Annotated in this window: 15 protein-coding genes; 4 read left to right on the top strand and 11 right to left on the bottom strand. The window is 66.7% G+C overall.

Translation table 11 applies throughout. The features are described 5' to 3' along the window. The first annotated feature begins 22 nt into the window (after positions 1 to 22). The 4 genes from yczR (at position 23) to AL755_RS11880 (ending at position 3,586) form a co-directional block, all read left to right on the top strand. On the top strand, positions 23 to 1,432 hold the full coding sequence (gene yczR / locus AL755_RS11895) for a MocR-like transcription factor YczR (protein ID WP_054011189.1): 1,410 nt from the start codon (positions 23 to 25) through the stop codon (positions 1,430 to 1,432). A gap of 61 nt (positions 1,433 to 1,493) precedes the next feature. Beyond that, a complete protein-coding gene (locus AL755_RS11890; RefSeq protein WP_054011188.1) occupies positions 1,494 to 1,979 on the top strand; it encodes an NfeD family protein in 486 nt (161 codons plus the stop codon). A gap of 90 nt (positions 1,980 to 2,069) precedes the next feature. Then, positions 2,070 to 3,002: an SPFH domain-containing protein gene (locus AL755_RS11885; RefSeq protein WP_054011187.1), complete on the top strand. Its 933-nt coding sequence runs from the start codon at positions 2,070 to 2,072 to the stop codon at positions 3,000 to 3,002. 242 nt (positions 3,003 to 3,244) lie between these two features. Further along, positions 3,245 to 3,586, top strand: coding sequence for an RNA polymerase-binding protein RbpA (locus AL755_RS11880; protein WP_054011186.1), 342 nt, complete (start codon positions 3,245 to 3,247; stop codon positions 3,584 to 3,586). A gap of 71 nt (positions 3,587 to 3,657) precedes the next feature. Here AL755_RS11880 and AL755_RS11875 read toward each other — a convergent pair whose 3' ends face one another. The 11 genes from AL755_RS11875 to prcA form a co-directional block, all read right to left on the bottom strand. Continuing rightward, positions 3,658 to 4,389: a polyprenol monophosphomannose synthase gene (locus AL755_RS11875; protein WP_054011185.1), complete on the bottom strand. Its 732-nt coding sequence runs from the start codon at positions 4,387 to 4,389 to the stop codon at positions 3,658 to 3,660. A gap of 454 nt (positions 4,390 to 4,843) precedes the next feature. Continuing rightward, positions 4,844 to 6,469: an amidohydrolase gene (locus AL755_RS11870; RefSeq protein ID WP_082369195.1), complete on the bottom strand. Its 1,626-nt coding sequence runs from the start codon at positions 6,467 to 6,469 to the stop codon at positions 4,844 to 4,846. Between the two features lie 57 nt (positions 6,470 to 6,526). Then, positions 6,527 to 9,400 carry a DEAD/DEAH box helicase gene (locus AL755_RS11865; protein ID WP_054011183.1) on the bottom strand — a complete coding sequence of 958 codons (2,874 nt, stop codon included), beginning with the start codon at positions 9,398 to 9,400 and terminating at the stop codon, positions 6,527 to 6,529. 27 nt (positions 9,401 to 9,427) lie between these two features. Next, the gene (gene tatC, locus AL755_RS11860; RefSeq protein WP_237762673.1) at positions 9,428 to 10,264 is read right to left on the bottom strand and encodes a twin-arginine translocase subunit TatC; all 837 of its coding nucleotides are present in this window, start codon (positions 10,262 to 10,264) and stop codon (positions 9,428 to 9,430) included. Between the two features lie 17 nt (positions 10,265 to 10,281). Continuing rightward, the gene (gene tatA, locus AL755_RS11855) at positions 10,282 to 10,572 is read right to left on the bottom strand and encodes a Sec-independent protein translocase subunit TatA (protein WP_054011181.1); all 291 of its coding nucleotides are present in this window, start codon (positions 10,570 to 10,572) and stop codon (positions 10,282 to 10,284) included. Between the two features lie 22 nt (positions 10,573 to 10,594). Continuing rightward, entirely contained in the window at positions 10,595 to 10,936 is a 342-nt protein-coding gene (locus AL755_RS11850) for a hypothetical protein (protein ID WP_237762672.1), read from the bottom strand. A 39-nt stretch (positions 10,937 to 10,975) separates the two neighbouring features. Continuing rightward, on the bottom strand, positions 10,976 to 13,051 hold the full coding sequence (locus AL755_RS11845; protein ID WP_160318897.1) for a helix-turn-helix transcriptional regulator: 2,076 nt from the start codon (positions 13,049 to 13,051) through the stop codon (positions 10,976 to 10,978). A 118-nt stretch (positions 13,052 to 13,169) separates the two neighbouring features. Then, on the bottom strand, positions 13,170 to 13,565 hold the full coding sequence (locus tag AL755_RS11840; RefSeq protein ID WP_054011178.1) for an FKBP-type peptidyl-prolyl cis-trans isomerase: 396 nt from the start codon (positions 13,563 to 13,565) through the stop codon (positions 13,170 to 13,172). 25 nt (positions 13,566 to 13,590) lie between these two features. Beyond that, a complete protein-coding gene (locus AL755_RS11835) occupies positions 13,591 to 14,568 on the bottom strand; it encodes an FKBP-type peptidyl-prolyl cis-trans isomerase (RefSeq protein WP_054011177.1) in 978 nt (325 codons plus the stop codon). Between the two features lie 145 nt (positions 14,569 to 14,713). Next, positions 14,714 to 16,087 (bottom strand): Pup--protein ligase, encoded by a 1,374-nt coding sequence (gene pafA / locus AL755_RS11830; RefSeq protein ID WP_054011176.1) that lies wholly within the window; start codon positions 16,085 to 16,087, stop codon positions 14,714 to 14,716. Between the two features lie 2 nt (positions 16,088 to 16,089). Beyond that, positions 16,090 to 16,827: a proteasome subunit alpha gene (gene prcA / locus AL755_RS11825; protein WP_054011175.1), complete on the bottom strand. Its 738-nt coding sequence runs from the start codon at positions 16,825 to 16,827 to the stop codon at positions 16,090 to 16,092. Position 16,828: the final 1 nt, after the last annotated feature.

The following is a 16,828-nucleotide window of genomic DNA, read 5'->3' as shown; positions in this document are numbered from 1 at the left end:
CCAATTCGCCTAAGGTGGCTCTATGAACACTTTTGTCACCGGACGCCGGTTGGCCCGCGAACTGGGCGAATGGCGGTCCTCCGCACCGGCCTACCGCTCCCTGGCGGACAGGATCCGGGTCCTGCTGATGGACGGGCGGCTGGCCAGCGGAGCGAGGCTGCCGGCGGAGCGGGAGCTGAGCACCGCCCTGGACCTAAGCCGGACCACCGTGGCCGCCGCCTATTCCAAGCTGCGCGAGGACGGCTACCTCGCCAGCGTGCGCGGCTCCGGCAGCACCCTTGTCCTGCCCGGACGCGAACGCGGCGAACACGCCACCCACCAGGGGCTGGCGCTGGACTTCACCAAGGCCACCGCCCCGGCGTACCCCGGCATGGCCGCCGCCTTTGCCGCCGCAGCGGAGGAAATGCCCTGCCACCTGGGCCACGACGGCTTCGACATGGTGGGCCTGCCCGATCTCCGCGAGGCGATCGCGCAAAGCTACAACGACCGCGGCCTGCCCACCTCCGCCGACCAGATCATGGTCACCATTGGCGCCCAACATGCGCTGAACCTCGTGACCCGCACCTTGTACTCCCCCGGCGAACGGATCCTGGTGGAACAGCCCACCTACCCGCACGCCCTTGACACCTTTGCCACTGTGGGCGCCCGCATCCTGGCGTTCCCCGTCCGGGCCGAAGGCGGCTGGGACCTGCCCGAGGCGCTGCTGCAGATCCGCCGGGCCGCCCCCAGCATGGCCTTCCTGATGCCCGACTTCCACAACCCCACCGGGATGAGCATGTCCATCCACGAACGCGAATACCTTGCCGCCGCGGCCCAGCGGGAGGGCACGGTGCTGGTGGCCGACGAAACCACGGCGTTCCTGGACATCAGTCGCGGCGAACTGCCGCCGCTGGCCTGCTTCTCGCCCAATGTGGTGACGCTGGGCTCGCTCGGCAAGATCGCCTGGGGCGGGCTGCGCATCGGCTGGATCCGCGGCTCCCGCGAAATCCTGGCCAGGCTCCTGCGCAACCGGCCGGCGTCGGACCTTGGCACCCCGTTGTTCGAACAACTCGTGGCCACCTCGCTGGTGCGCGAGCTGCCCCTCCTGCGGGCCAACCGCAGCGCCGACCTGCGGCGCGGGCGCGACACGCTGGTGGGCCTGCTTGCCGAACATCTGCCCCAGTGGACCGTCAACGTCCCCGACGGCGGCGTCTCCTTGTGGATCAACACCGAGACCATCTCCACCTCGGCCCTTGCGTTGGCCGCCCGGGCCGAGGGCCTGGGCCTTGTGCCGGGGCCCCGCTTCGGCCTGGACGGGGCATTCGAGCGTTTCCTGCGCCTGCCGTTTTGCTACGCGGATGAGCAAATGAGCGAAGGCGTTGCGATCCTTGCGCGGTTGAGTTCGCGGGTGGGTTCGGATCCGCTGAGAATGCCGCTGCAGGCCGTGATCTAACAGGCTATTCACGGCAACACGTAGTAGGCTCATATGTACGTTAAGTCACAAGGGGGACTCAATGCTTGAATGGATTAATGAGTTTGGTTGGATCATCTGGTTGACAGTGTTCCTGCTGCTCGCCGTTGCCGAAATGCTGACGTTGAACCTGTACTTCATCTTGATGTCCGTTGGTGCACTAGCCGCCCTCGTGGCGTACCTCTTCCACGGCGCCCTGTGGCTGCAGATCGTCATCTTCTGCGTCGTCGCCCTGGCCACCACGGTGCTGATCAGGCCCGTGGCCCTCGCCCACCTGCGCAAGGGCCCCGTTGACCAGCTCTCCAACGTGGACCGGCTGATCGGGCACAACGCCGTGGTTTTGGAAGCAGTGAGCACCACCGGCGGCCTGGTGAAAATTGGCGGCGACGTCTGGACTGCGCGCATCCGCACGGGAGCCGACATTCCCGTCGGCGCCCCCGTGGAAGTGTCGGCCATCGACGGGGCCACCGCCATCATCAACCTTCCCGGCGCCCACAAGCCAACGGGCACCGCAACCACAACCGCCTAGGCCGCAAACGGCCACGGCAGGTTGCACTATCTTTCGTGCGCCAAAAGGCACACGGACGGAGCATTCTTCACAGAGAAAAGAGGGGATTTCATGGGAGACGCCGGAACCATAGTTTGGCTGTTCGTTGTCTTTGTCCTGCTGATATTCGTTGTCATTGTCCTGGTGCGGTCGGTGCGGATCATTCCGCAGGCCCGGGCGGGCGTCGTCGAACGTCTCGGCAAGTACCAACGCACACTCAACCCGGGTCTGACGGTCCTGATTCCGTTCGTGGACCGCCTGCTGCCGCTGCTGGACCTTCGCGAGCAGGTTGTGTCGTTCCCGCCGCAGCCGGTGATCACCGAGGACAACCTGGTGGTCTCCATTGACACCGTGGTGTACTTCCAGGTCACCGACCCGCGGGCCGCCACCTACGAAATTGCCAACTACATTCAGGCTGTTGAGCAGCTGACCACCACAACGCTTCGTAACGTGGTCGGTGGGCTGAACCTTGAAGAGGCACTGACATCCCGCGACCAGATCAACGGCCAGCTCCGCGGCGTCCTCGATGAGGCCACCGGCCGCTGGGGCATCCGGGTCAGCCGTGTCGAGCTCAAGGCGATCGATCCGCCCCTCTCCATCCAGGACTCGATGGAGAAGCAGATGCGTGCCGAGCGTGACCGGCGTGCCGCGATCCTGACCGCCGAGGGCACCAAGCAGTCGGCCATTTTGACCGCTGAAGGTGAACGGCAGTCCTCGATCCTGAAGGCCGAGGGTGACGCCAAGGCCGCGATCCTGCGCGCCGACGGTGAATCCCAGGCCATCCAGAAGGTCTTCGACGCCATCCACAAGGGCAACCCGACGCAGAAGCTGCTGGCCTACCAGTACCTGCAGACGCTGCCCAAGATCGCCTCCGGCTCCTCCAACAAGCTGTGGATCATTCCCAGCGAGGTGGGCGAGGCGTTGAAGGGCATCGGCAACGTGCTCGGCAACACCGCGGGGAACACGGACGACGCCGACGACGTCGCCAAGGATGCCCTGCCGTAAACCACGGGACGGGCGGAACGCCAACTGCATGAACTTCGCGGCCAAGCACGTATAATAGGTGCTTGGCCGCGCGGCGTTTTCCCCGGCCAATTTTTTTCGTGTGGCGGGGCCAGTGGAACATTCACGCCCTGCAATGCGTTGAAGCAATGAGAAGCGAGGAACCGTCCGCCCCCTAGTGGGCCGGCCGGAACCAAAACGGCCGGCACGGTACCAACCGCCGGCTACAACATTAGGGAGAAGTCATGAGCGATCGTAGCTTGCGCGGCATGCGCCTGGGCGCACAGAGCATGGAGACCGAATCGGGTGTCGAGCCGGCTCCCCGCCAGCGGGTTGAATACCGTTGCGCCGACGGCGAGCAGGTCTTCGTGATGTTCTCCTCGGAAGCCGAGATTCCCGCCACCTGGGTGTCCAAGACCGGCAAGGAAGCCCTCCTGGTCAACGGCGAGGCTCCCGACACATCCAACGACAAGCCCGTGCGCACGCACTGGGACATGTTGCTGGAACGCCGCACGCTCCCCGAGCTGGAGACCATCCTGGCGGACCGCCTGACCATCCTGCGCGAAAAGCGCGGCGAGAAGGTCTAAGCACTCAAGCTCAATGTAAAAATCGGCGCCTACCCCCAAAGGGTAGGCGCCGATTTTTGCGTTGGCGTGCGTTAGTTGCTGCGGCCGCGCAGCTTGTTCCAGCGGGCGGTCAGGCCCCACTTGGTCACGTTGAGCATGGCCTCCTGGACTATGTTTCCGCTCATCTTGGAGGCGCCGAACTCGCGCTCGACGAACGTGATGGGAACCTCCACCACGGTCAGGCGCTTTTGGCAGACACGCCACAGCATGTCCACCTGGAAGCCGTAGCCCACCGAGTCCACGGCGTCCAGGTCAAGGGCTTCGAGGGTTGTGCGGCGGAATGCACGGTAGCCTCCGGTGATGTCGCGGACCGAGATGCCCAGCAGGATCCTCGAGTACAGGCTTCCGCAGGTGGAGATCAGCTTGCGGTGCAGCGGCCAGTTGACCACCTTGCCGCCGGGCACCCAGCGCGAACCAAGCACCAGGTCGGCGCCCTGGTCGATGGCGTCCAGGAGCAACGGCAGTTGTTCGGGCTGGTGCGAACCGTCGGCGTCCATTTCCACCAGCACGTCGTACCCGGCGTCCAGGCCCCAGGCAAAGCCCGCCAGGTAGGCGGCCCCCAGGCCTTCCTTGCCGGCGCGGTGCAACACATGCACCTGGGGGTCGGCTGCGGCAAATTCATCGGCGATGCGCCCGGTGCCGTCGGGGCTGTTGTCGTCGGCAATCAGGACGTCGACATGGGGTGCGGCAGCGCGCAGCCGGGCCAGGGTCTTGGGCAGCGACTCAAGCTCGTTATAGGTGGGGATGATTGTCAGGACACGCAAAAGATGGTGCCTTTCCGTGATGAAAAGTCGAAGGTGGAAACACCGGGCGCGGCACCGCGATGGTGCCCGGCCCAGACGTGATCCAGCAATGCCGCGGGTCTGCGGCGCCAAGTCCCCATTATAGGCGACGGAGCAGGCAAAAAAAGATAAGCCCACGCACCTTCGGGCCAAGCAGGATTCACGTCATGGACGTGCCGTCCTGTTTGTTTTCTACTGGCGCGTGGACTTATCTCCCTAGCTCCGGCCGCCGTCTCCAACGGCCGGCGGGGAACCCCGTCAATGGGGGTATCCGCTTCAATAAAACGTAATTGCCGCCGGGCCGGGTGTCAACAGAGCGCTGACCTGCATGAAAGCGCATTCATGCAGGTCAGAGACGGGTCCCAAGGGCCGGGAATCTTGGACTTTGCCCGCGTTTTGCCGGTTCCCGGGCGTGTCGGCGCCACGTGCGAATCGCCTAGGAAAAGTCCTGTGCTGCATAAAGTTCGCGACCCCGGTGCACAGTTTGCAGGCAGCGCGGCGAGTTCGCCGTGTCCAGGGCCGGCAGCAGGGGTGTGCGGGCGCGCGGATCGGTGGACCAGGATTGCACCCGGTCGTCGGCGACCTGAACCATGAGCTCGTCGATTTCCCAGACGGCAAAGCTTGCCGGGGCGCCCGGTGCCAACTGGCCGAGCATGGGGTCGCTCCCCCGGGCGGCACGCCAGCCGGCCCTGGTGTGGCCAATGAACGCCGCCCGCGCCGAGATCCGCTGCTCCGGCTGGTGATGGGAGAGGGCCGCACGCACGCTGGCCCACGGGTCCAGCGGGGTGACGGGCGCATCGGAGCCGAAGCAGATCGGCACGCCGGCCTCGTAGAAGCGGGCCAGCGGGTTCAGTCCGGCCGCCCGCGACTCCCCCAAGCGGCGGGAGTACAAGCCGTCGGCGCCGCCCCAGAGGGCATCGAAGGCCGGTTGCACGGAAACCGTGACCGCGTGGCGGGCCAGCGCCGCCATGGCGGCGTCGTCGACCATTTCGGCGTGTTCAAAACGGTGGCCGGCGGCGCGCACCTTCTCGATTCCCACGCGCTCGGCGGCCCGGGCCAAGCCCTCGGCGGCGATGGCCATGGCGCCGTCGCCGATGATGTGGAACCCGCCGGAGATGCCCAGTTCGGAGGTCGCCGCCAAATGGTCGGTGACCTGCTCCACCGTGAGGTGCTGTTGGCCCAGGACGGCGCCGGCATCGGCATAGGGGGAACGCAACAGGGCCGAGCGGGAGCCGATCGAGCCGTCGATGTTGAGGTCGCCCGCCAGCCCCAGCACGGGGGTGCCCAGGGCGGCGAGCACCTCGCGGGCCTCCTCGACGCTGGACACGGCCTGCCCCCAGTACGGCAGCACCTCCGGGAAGGCGTCGGGCGCGTCCACGGCCGTCAGGGCTGCCAGTGCCGCCAGGTCGCCGGCGGAACCCACATGCGGGGCGCTCATCTCGGCCAGGGCCACATAGCCGTTCGCGGCCGCATGGCGCAGTGCCGCCTCCTGGGCCTGGCGGCGGTCCGCGGCGGACAAATCGCGTGAAGCGTCACGGGCCGCGGCGTGGGCGGCGCCGCTGACCAGGCCGTCGCCGTCCCAGCCGGACAGCTGCTGCAGGCCGCAGCGCGCCGCCAGTGCGGAGGAGACGATTCCGGAGTGCACGTCCACGCGCGCCAGGTACACCTCGCGGCCTCCCGCGGCACGGTCAAGCTCCGCGGCCGTCAGGGGGCGTTGTTCGGCCCACGCGGAGTCGTCCCAGCCGTGGCCGAGCAGCAGGCCGTCCGTATTCGCCGCAGCGGCCGCTACCAGGTCCAGGGCTTCCGTCACGGACCGGGCGCCGGCAAGGTCCACCGAGGCCAGGGCAAGGCCGGTCTCCGTCACATGGACGTGGGAATCTACGAATCCGGGGGTGATGAGGGTGCCGCCCAACTCCACCACGCGCATGCGGGAGTCCAGGAGGGACTCGGCGGCGTGCTCGGAACCGACCCACGCCACCGTGTCTCCGTCGACGAGCATGGCCGTGGCAAAAGGATCGGCGGCGCTGTAGACGGAGCCGTTGCGATACATGGTCAATGACATGGCTGAAGGGGGTCCTTCCATAAAAAAACTGATGAAAAATGTGGGGTGTGCCCGGGCCTAGTCAACCAGCGCGGTGTAGGCCACCACGCCGCGGCGCAGCAAGGCAATCGCCGCCTTGCACAACCGGGAAAACTCCGGCGGCATTCCCGGCACCTTCGCGAGCTGGTCAACGAGGTCGATGACCTGCTTGGTCCAGCGCACAAAGTCGCCGGCGGCCAGCTCGGTGCCGTGCAGCGACTCCTGCAGGGTCCGGCCCTTGGCCCACTTGAACATGGGCCACACCAGGCCCAGCTCCGGTTCCCCGGTCAGGGGCAGCCGGTGCGACTCCTCGGCGTCCTGCAGGACCGACCAGAGGCGCACCACGGACTCCACCGAGGTTTCCAGGCTGACGCTGGGCATGCGCGGACGCACCCCGCCGTCGTCGCGCTTGGCCTGGTAGACCACGGTGGTGGCAAATGCCGCCAGCTCGGCCGCGTCCAGGTCGGCAAAGGCGCCCTCGCGCAGGGCCAGCGCGATCAGCAGGTCCTTTTCGCCGTAGACGCGGCGCAGGCGCTGCCCGTCGGCGCTGGGACGCAGTTCGCCGGCGTCGTCGGTCTCCACGAAACCGTAGGCCGCCAGCAGGTCGGTGACCCGGTCAAAGGTCTTCGCGATCGTATTGGTGCGCTGGGAAATGGCCCTCACCAGGCCGTCGGTCTCGCGGCGCAGCTTCCACCACCGCTCGGACCAGCGGGCGTGGTTCTCCCGGTCGCTGCAGCCGTGGCAGGGATGCGTGCGCAGGGCTCGCCGCAGCGCCTCAATGGCCTCGTCCTCGGACTGGCCGGATTCGAGCCGGGTGAACGCCGTGGTGCGGTCGGGGCGGGTGCCGGTGGGATCGGCCAGCGAATCCTCGACGGCGGCCAGCAGGTTCCGCCGGTCCTTGGGAACCTTGGCGTTGAACCCCTTGCCGATGCGTACGCGCGCCACGGGCACGGCCGGGCCCGTCAGTTCATGGATGCCCAGGCGGCGGACCTCCTTGCCCACCGTCAGGATTCCGGGGCGCGGCTCCCGCGCGTTGGAGTCGGCCTCAAGCACGACGGCGTGGCCCGGGTTGCGCCCGGCGGGCACCAGGATCACGTCGCCGGGCCGGAGCCTGGCCAGTGATTCGGCCACGGCAGCCCGGCGCTGCTTGGCCTTGGTCTTGGACGCGCCGGATTCATGGTCGGACAATTCCCGGCGGAGCTTCGCATACTCGTTGAAATCGCCCAAGTGGCAGCTCATGGCCTTTTCGTAGCCGGCCAGGGACTCCTCGCGGGAACGGACCTGGCGGGCCAGGTCAACCACGGACCTGTCGGCCTGGAATTGGGCGAAGGAGGATTCGAGGATGTCGCGGGTGCGGCGGCGGCCAAACTGGGCCACCAGGTTGATGCTCATGTTGTAGGTGGGCCGGAAGCTGGAATTGAGCGGGTAGGTGCGCCGGGAGGCAAGGCCGGCCACGGCGGTGGGGTCGGTGCCCGGCTGCCACAGGACCACGGCATGGCCCTCGACGTCGATGCCGCGGCGCCCGGCCCGGCCGGTCAGCTGGGTGTACTCCCCCGCCGTGATGCCCACGTGCGCCTCGCCATTGAATTTCTCCAGCTTTTCCAGCACCACCGTCCGGGCGGGCATGTTGATGCCCAGGGCCAGGGTTTCGGTGGCGAAGACGGCGCGGACCAGCCCGTCCGCGAAGAGGCCCTCCACGACTTCCTTGAAGCTGGGCAGCATTCCGGCGTGGTGGGCGGCGAGCCCGCGCAGCAGGCCGTCCCGCCAGCCCCAGTAGCCCAGGATCTCCTTGTCGGCGTCGGGCAGTTGGGCGCAGGCCCCGTCAACGCGGTGGGCGATTTCCTCGCGTTCCTCGGGGGTGGTGAGCCAGATGCCGGCCGCCGCGCACTGCTGCACGGCGGCGTCGCAGGCGGCACGGGAAAAGATGAACGTGATGGCGGGCAGCAGGTTCTGGCTGTCCAGGGCGCGGATCACCTGGGGCCTGCTGGCCCGCTTGACGGCTCCGGAATCGGAGAAGGACCGGGCAAAGGCGTTGCTGCCGTGTCCGCGGCGGTCCCGGTGGCCGGGGCGGCCGCCCTGACGGCCGCGGTGGGCGCCGGCCGATTCCGTGCGGGCCAGTTTGAGCAGTTCCGGGTTGACCTTGACCTTGGCAGCACCGTCGAGCGCGCCGCCGGAGGCGGCGGCCTCGAGTTCGGCGGCCATCTCGTCGAAGGAGCGGTTGGTGGCAAACAAATCGACGATCTCGCGCTGGACCATGACGTGCTGCCACAGCGGCACGGGCCGGTGTTCGGAGACCACCACGGCCGTGTCGCCGCGCACCGTGCCCAGCCAGGCGCCGAATTCCTCGGCGTTGGAGACGGTGGCGCTGAGGGAGACTACAGCCACCTCCGTGGGGAGGTGGATGATGACTTCCTCCCAGACGGCGCCGCGGAACCTGTCCGCCAGGTAGTGGACCTCGTCCATGACGACGTAGGCCAGGCCGGCCAGGGTGTCCGAGTCTGCGTAGAGCATGTTGCGCAGCACCTCGGTGGTCATGACCACCACGGGGGCCTCGGAGTTGATGCTGGTGTCGCCCGTGAGCAGGCCGACGTTCTCCAAACCGTACTTGCGGGCAAGCTCCTGGTACTTCTGGTTGCTCAGTGCCTTGATGGGAGTCGTGTAGAACGCCTTGTTTCCATGCGAGAGCGCCAGGTAGACGGCAAATTCGCCGACGATGGTCTTCCCGGCGCCGGTCGGGGCGGCAAGCAAAACACCGCGGCCGGCCACCAGGGCACGGCACGCGGTGATTTGAAAATCATCCAGCTCGAAGTCGAGGGTTTCCTTGAAGGCGCCAAAGTCGGTGCCGGCGTCGGCGGCCCGGTTCTTGGCTGCCGCATAGCGTTCGGCGGGTGACGGCGACTGGGGCATTGGCATGCCTCCAGCCTACGTCAGCCGGAGCCGCTAAATTTCCTCCAGGTCGTGCAACGGCGTGGCAAGATCGGCCGTGGAATCGGTCTCCCTGGCCTGCTTTGCCGTACGCCGGTCCCGGCGCTTGTCGTTGATGATGCACAGGCCGATCGCACCGAAGTACAGCACCAGCAAAGGCACGCCCAGGAAGAACATCGACATGACGTCCGAGCCGGGGGCTGCCATGGCGGAAACGATCGTCACGCCAAGGATCGTGAAGCGCCACGCCTTCAGGTACGTGGTGCCCCGGACCAGGCCGATCGCGTTCAGCGCGAACAGCACCACTGGAACCAGGAACGCCACACCCATGAAGATCATCAGCTGCAAGGCGAAGCGCAGGTAGTCCAACGCGTCCATGATGTTGGAGCCGCCACTGGGCGTGAACGACGTCATGGCCATCACGATGTTGGGCCAGATGATCCAACCCGCCCAGACACCGGCCAGGAACAACGGCACCGAGGCAAACATGTAGGACAGCGTGTAGCGGCGTTCCTTCTTGGTCAACCCGGGGGTGATGAAGGCCCACAGTTGGTATATCCACACCGGTGAGGCAATGACCAGGCCAAGGATCAGGGAGATCTGCAGTTTCAGGTCAAAGGAGGTGGTAACCCCGGGAAAGTTCAGGGACGCCACGATGCCGCGGGCCTTCTCGATGTCTCCCAAGGGCTTGGTGAGCGCCCCAATCAGCTGGCCGTAGATGATCCAGGCAATCACGATGCCCGGGATCATCGCCAGGGCGCTCTTGAAGATACGATTGCGGGCCTCGATCAGATGCTCCTTGAGGGGCATCCTTCCTTCGGGGTTGGCCTTGCGGCCCTTCGAAGCGCTCACCGGTTCTGCGAGGGTTTCTATGACTGCGCGCCGGTACCGGTTCCGGTACCGTCGCCCGTGCTGGTGCCGGGCTGCGTCGGGTTGTTGACGATCTTGCCCTCAACCGGTGCTTCGGGAGCGGGTGCGGGAGCGGCGGTGGGCGTCTCAGCCTTGCCGTCGTTCTTCATTTCCTTGACCTCGGATTTGATGATCCGCATTGACTGGCCGAGGCTGCGGGCCATGCCCGGAAGTTTCGGTGCAGCGAACAGCAATACGACCACGATGATCAGGACGATCAGCACTGCCGGGTTCTCAAATATTCTTCCCACGATTAACGCCTTTCCTTTTGGTTCATCCTACGTCTTCCAATGCTCTGATGTCGCGCAAGGATTGGAGCTGTCCGCGTTCTTTCCTGCGGGCGACGCGCCGTTGCAGGCGGGCAAAACGCCGTTCGTCTTTGGCAGCAACGTAATCATCCTTCATTTGTTCGGGTGTTGCAAAAACAGCGGCACCCGGAACGGCCGTTCGCACTTCTGTGACGTGTGCCTCGGCAAGGGATTGTTCGCGGCGGGCCCAGTAGGCGCTTAAGTCGTCGCTGACGGCCGTGAACGTTTTCATGGTTTTGCCTGCGTCACGCCACAGTTTCAGGCCTAGGAGGACGACAAAGAGCAGGGACAGCGCAAGCAACGCCACCCATATTAGAATCCACGACCACCATGGCATCTTCGCAGTCTATCCAAGCTTGCCGGGAGTTCCCGGTGTGCTTTCGCCCACAGCGTCATAGCCTCCCGCGGCCGCGGCGAGCCATGCGGAGGTGGAGGTGCGCAGCTCCGCCGGCAGGAGCACCCTGGCGTGCCCGCCCAGCCGGGCCATCAGCGGTGCCAGCGTGGCGGGCTCCCCCACCAGGATGCGCATGCCCAGCAGCCCGGCGCCGGCCACCTCCTGTTGGAGTGGCCGGTGCAGGCTGGCGCCGTAGGCCGGGGCCAGCCTGCGTGCCGTGGCCTCATCGACCAGCAGGAGCACGTCCTGGTCCCGGGTACCGGGAGTGTAGAGAGCATCGGCCGTTGCGGGGTCCGCCGTTGCCCCGTGCAGTGCCGGCCCGGCAGCGGTCATGGAGCCGATGTGGTCCACGCGGAAGTTGCGCAGTCCGCCCGCCAGCCGGCACCAGGCGCGCACGTACCAGGTGGAGTCGATGGAAAAGATCCGCCGCGGTTCGATGACGCGCTCGGTGAGCTCGTCGCGGCTGCGCACCAGGTAGCTGATCTGCGAGGCACCGGATTCATGGATCAGGGCCTGCAGCCGGGCGATGGTGGCCACCACCGGCCCGCTCACCAGCTCAAGCGCGACGTCGTCGGCCAGCCAGGCGTCCCTTCCCGCCACGCGCCGGAGCGAGTCGATGGCCGTGCGCAGGGAGTCCGCCTCACGGGTGCCCGGGACCGCCGCAAGGGCCTGGAGCCCCACCAGCAGGGCGCACGCCTCCTCCTGGGTCAGCCGCAGCGGGCTGCCGAGGGTTTCGGCGTCCCGGATGAACACCTGTCCCGCGTCGGTCGTGACGTCCATGAGGTCCCCGTGCAGGTATCCCGGGAGCCCGGAGACCGACAACGTGTCAAGGTCCGCGGCCAGCGCCTTGGGCGTGAGCCCGAACTCGCTGGCGAGCTCGGCTTCGTCGATGCCGGGGTTGGCCACCAGGAACGGCACCATGGACAGCAGGCGCACCAGGCGTTCGCGGGGATCCTTCTTCCTGGGCGGCTCGGCCGGCAGTGCCGGCCCAAAGCCATCCGCAGGATCCAGCCCGGCGGGAAGGTTGGCGGCGGCCGCGGCGGCTGCCCGGAGCCTTTCGGTAACCGCCGTGCGCAGCTCCTCCGGTTCAAGGACGTAGGCGGCGGCGCCCAGGGCCGCGAGGTCATCGGCCATCAATTCCGGTTCCCGGTACTCCAGGGACAGCGTCTCCCGGCCCGAACCTGGAGCGGCGGCCGCCACCAGGGTCCCTTCACGGTTGCGCAGCTGCCGGGCGGATCCCGCGGGGACCTCCACCAAGGCGGTACGGCTGGGCCCGGTGCCAAGGTCGTCAAGCACCGAGGCGATCGTGAAGTCGGCGGGCCGGTCAAAATGCTCCCCGGCGGCCACGATCACCTCGGAGCGGATGCGGGAAAGCCGGAAGTGCCGCGGGGCTCCCCTGTCCGTGTCAAAGCCGGCCAGGTACCACTGGCCGTATTTGCTGCCCAGCCCCCATGGGTGGACCGTGCGGTGGGCGGTCTCGGTGCTGCCTGCGGCGCGGTAGCTGAAGCGGACGGGATTGCTGTTGCGCAGGGCGGTCCACAACGGTTCAAAGGCCGGTTCCTGGGTGCGGATGCGGGATTGGACCGTGCTGTCGTCGTCGAACCAGCCCAGTCCCGCCCGCGTGGCGACCTTGCGCAGGGCGGATTGGGCGGCCTCACCGAAGGCTGCTTCGGCCCACAGGTTCGCCGCCACGGCGAGCATCGTCATGGCCGGTTCGTCGAGGCGGACCTCCGGGACCTGGTACTCGGCCGGATTGATCCGGTAGAGGGACTGTTCCTCGTCCTCGAAGTCGTAACTGGTGATTGTGGTGATGGGGATGCCCACCTCGCGCAGGGTCTCCTTGTCCCGCTCGAACATGCGTTCAAAGGCGACCTCGGTCTTTGCCTCCTCCGCCGCCGTGGGCGCAACGCGGGCGTAGCCGTTGACGTTGTTGCGGATGAAGTGCTTGCTGTGACCGCGCCGGGTTCCGAGCAGGGCGATGACGAGGTTGAGCCGGCGTTCGGTGGCATCGATTTTGGTGGACACCACGTAAGACTACTAGGCGCCGGTGGCCGGGAAGTCCTCTGATGGCACGTGTCCGGTTTGTTAAACGCCTCCGGCCCCAAGCGGTGCTTGGGGCCGGAGGCGTTGGTGCCGGTGGGCAGTCCTAGCGGACGGCCACCAGGTCGACCACGAAGATCAGGGCTTCGTTGGGGCCGATCGCTCCGCCGGCGCCGCGCGAGCCGTAGGCCAGTTCGGAGGGGATTTCCAGGCGGCGGCGGCCGCCGACCTTCATGCCGATCAGGCCCTTGTCCCAGCCCTGGATGACCTGGCCGATGCCGGCCCGGAAGTCCAGCGGCTTGCCGCGGCCCCAGGAGGAGTCGAATTCCTCGCCGGTGGAGAAGGCAACGCCCACGTAGTGGGTGGAAACGGTGCTGCCGGGAACAACTTCGGTGCCCGTGCCCTCGATGATGTCCTCAATGACCAGTTCGGTCGGGACGGGGTGGTTCGGGAATTCGATCTCGGGCTTGCTGCGGTCATAATCGCGGGTACCAAAAGACATGGTGCTCCTTGAGGTTGGGGGTTGGTTACTTCTTCTCAACAATCTTAACCACAAACACGAGCGGGCCCGCAGGCTTGCCGGCGTCGGGCGTTTCACCGTAGGCGAGGGAGGCCGGGATGGTCAGCAGGACCGTGGAGCCGACCTTCTGCCCGGTCAGGCCCATGGTCCAGCCCGGGATGACACCGGAAAGGCTGAAGGTGACCGGTGCGTTCTTGGTGAAGCTGGAGTCGAACTCCTTGCTGTCGCTCCAGGTCCAGCCGGTGTACAGGGCGGAGATGGAATCGCTGGCCGTCAGGACGGCTCCCTTGCCTTCGGTCAGGACCTGCACGGCCAGATCGGCCGGGGCGTCCTTCTTCGGGATGGAGATGCTGGGGATGCCCTTGGCGTCGAACTTGGCCGTGGGCAGGCCGCCGGCCTTGGCCAGGGCGGCGACGTCCGCGGCGCTCATGAGCTTGGCGGGATCCTTGGCGCTGGTGACCTGGAAGACGCTCACGCTGGCGGGGGTTGCCGCCTGCGACGGCGTGGTACCGGATGCGGGAACGGCCGGCACGGCGGGCGTGGCGTAGGCGATGTAGGCGCCGAGCTTGGCGCTCAGGAACGTGTTGTAGACCAGCGGGAACTGGGTCTTGAACGTGTCGCTGAGGGTGATGCTGCCGCCCGGGCCCTTGGTGAAGTTCTCACCGAGGGTCTTGCCATTGGTGGTGTCCAGGGCGATTTCGCTGAATTCGACCACCTGGCCGTCCTTGATCTGTGCTCCGGTCCCCGGGGTTACCAGGCGCATGGACTCGGCCGAGATCTTCAACGGCTGGTCGAAGGTGACCTTCGGCGCCTTGCCCTTGCCCTGGTCGGCGACCTTGACGGACGCCAGCGCCTCCGCGTTCGAGGCTGGGACGCTTGCCGCGGGCTTGGCGGTGGACGTGGACCCGGATTGGGTGGACGCTCCCCCGGAACACGCGCTCACAAGGAGCAGCAGGGGAAGGAGCAGGGCAATAAGTCGGCGCACGGAGACACTTTCTTGTGGCAGGTGGGTGAGACAATGTTTGATCCCGTCACATGTTGTGACTTTTGGACCACATTCAGCTTATCGGCTGAAGCTGGATATACGCTGTCCGCCACCTGCCGCGTTCCTTAATGACGCGAGTTATGCCTCAGTATCCGGGCTTGAGCGAGGCGATCAGTTCGTCCACCCGGGGATCGGCATTGAGGAACGGGTCCTTGCACAGAATGGTTTGGTGCGAGCGGTCATTGAGCTTCAGGTGCACCCAATCCACCGTGTAGTCGCGCCCGGAATCCCGTGCCGCCTGGACAAATCGCCCGCGCAGGTGCGCCCGCGTGGTGGCCGGTGCCACGTCCATGGCGCTGAGGATCTCCGCATCAGTCGTGACCTTTGCCGCCGCTCCCCTGCGTTCGAGGAGGTTGAACAGGCCCCGTTCGGGGGAAATGTCGTGGTAGCGCAGGTCGAGTTGGGCAATGTTGGCCGAGCCCATGTCGACGTCGTGCCGGGCCGAGTAGGCGTCCAACAGCTTCAGCTTGATGGCCCAGTCGACTTCGGTGTCGATGCCGGAGTAGTTCTGTGTCTCGATCGCGTCCAGCGTGCGCTCCCACAGGTCAAGGATGCGCGGCACATGGTCGTTGTGGGCGCCGTGCGAGCGGACAAAGCCGGTCACCTTCTCCAGGTAGTGGCGCTGGATCTCGATCGCGTTCATGGTGCGGCCGTCGGCCATCTTTACGGCGTGCTTGCCGGTCAGGTCGTGCGAAACCTCGCGGATGCTGCGGATGGGGTTCTCCATGCGCATGTCCGTCATGATGACGCCGGCCTCGATCATGCGGAGGATCAAGTCCACGGTGCCCACCTTGACCAGCGTGGTGGTCTCGGACATGTTGGAGTCGCCGACGATCACGTGCAGGCGCCGGTACAGTTCGGCGTCGGCGTGCGGCTCGTCCCGGGTGTTGATGATGGGCCGGGAGCGGGTCGTGGCGGAGGAGACGCCCTCCCAGATGTGGTCGGCCCGCTGGGAAAACGCGTAGTGGCCGCCCTGCTGGGCCGGGAGCACCTTGCCGGCTCCGGCAATCAGCTGCCGGGTCACCAGGAACGGGATCAGGATGTCTGCGACCCGGTTGAACTCACCGCGGCGGGTGATCAGGTAGTTTTCGTGGCTGCCGTAGGAGTTGCCGGCTGAGTCGACGTTGTTCTTGAAGAGGAAGATCTTCCCGGCGTAGCCCTCCAGGGCCAGGCGGCTTTGCGCCTCGGTCACCAGGTCGTTGAGGATGAGCTCGCCCGCCCGGTCGTGGGCAATCAACTGGTCGAGGCTGTCGCACTCGGCCGTGGCGTACTCGGGGTGGGAGCCCACATCGAGGTAGAGCCGGGAGCCGTTGGGCAGGAACACGTTGGAGGACCTGCCCCAGCTGACCACCTTGCGGAACAGGTAGCGGGCCACCTCCTCGGGTGAGAGCGGGCGTGATCCCGGCGCGGAATACGCAATGCCAAACTCGGTCTCTATGCCAAATATGCGCCGGTCCACGCCTATCCCCGTCCGTTCGTCGTCAAAATTTGTTCCACCGCGGCCGTGTCGAGCCGTCTGAAGGCCCGGTGGGTGCCTCGCACTTCATGGGCGTCGCGTTCCAGTATGGCCACCTCGAGGCTGCCGGCGCCCAGGAGCTCCGCCTGGCCGCTGCCGTTCGCGGCCTCCAGCCGGGGCGCCTGCAGGGCCGCCACCGCCCAGGCGAGCGTTTGCGCAAGATCCGCGCCGGGAGCCCAGGAGTCGGCAAGTTTTTGCTGGACCAGTTCGGCCCGGCCGCCCATGGCCAGGTAGCCGGACTCGTCGGCGATGGAGCCGTCAAAGGTCAGCCGGAAGATGTGGTCGGCGTTCTGGCTGGCGCCAACCTCGGCGACGGCCAGCTCCACCTCGAACGGTTTCTGCTCCGCCGTGAAAACGGTGCCGAGGCTTTGGGCGTAGACGCTGGCCAGCCCGCGGGCGCTGACGTCGGCACGGTCGTAGGAGTATCCCCTGACGTCCGCGTACCGCACGCCGGCCTGGCGGAGGCTCTCGAATTCGTTGTACTTGCCGACCGCCGCGAACCCGATGCGGTCGTAGATCTCACCGATCTTGTGCAGGGTCGGTGAGGGGTTTTCGGCCACGAGGGCGATGCCGCCCAGGAAGCTGATCACCACCACCGATCGGCCGCGCGCAATGCCCTTGCGGGCAAAGTCGGCGCGGTCCTTCATTATTTGTTCGGGCGAGACATAGAACTGTTGCGCCATG

The sequence above is a fragment of the Arthrobacter sp. ERGS1:01 genome (assembly GCF_001281315.1).
Classification (GTDB): Bacteria; Actinomycetota; Actinomycetes; order Actinomycetales; family Micrococcaceae; genus Specibacter.
This window is presented reverse-complemented; position numbering and strand designations above follow the sequence as displayed.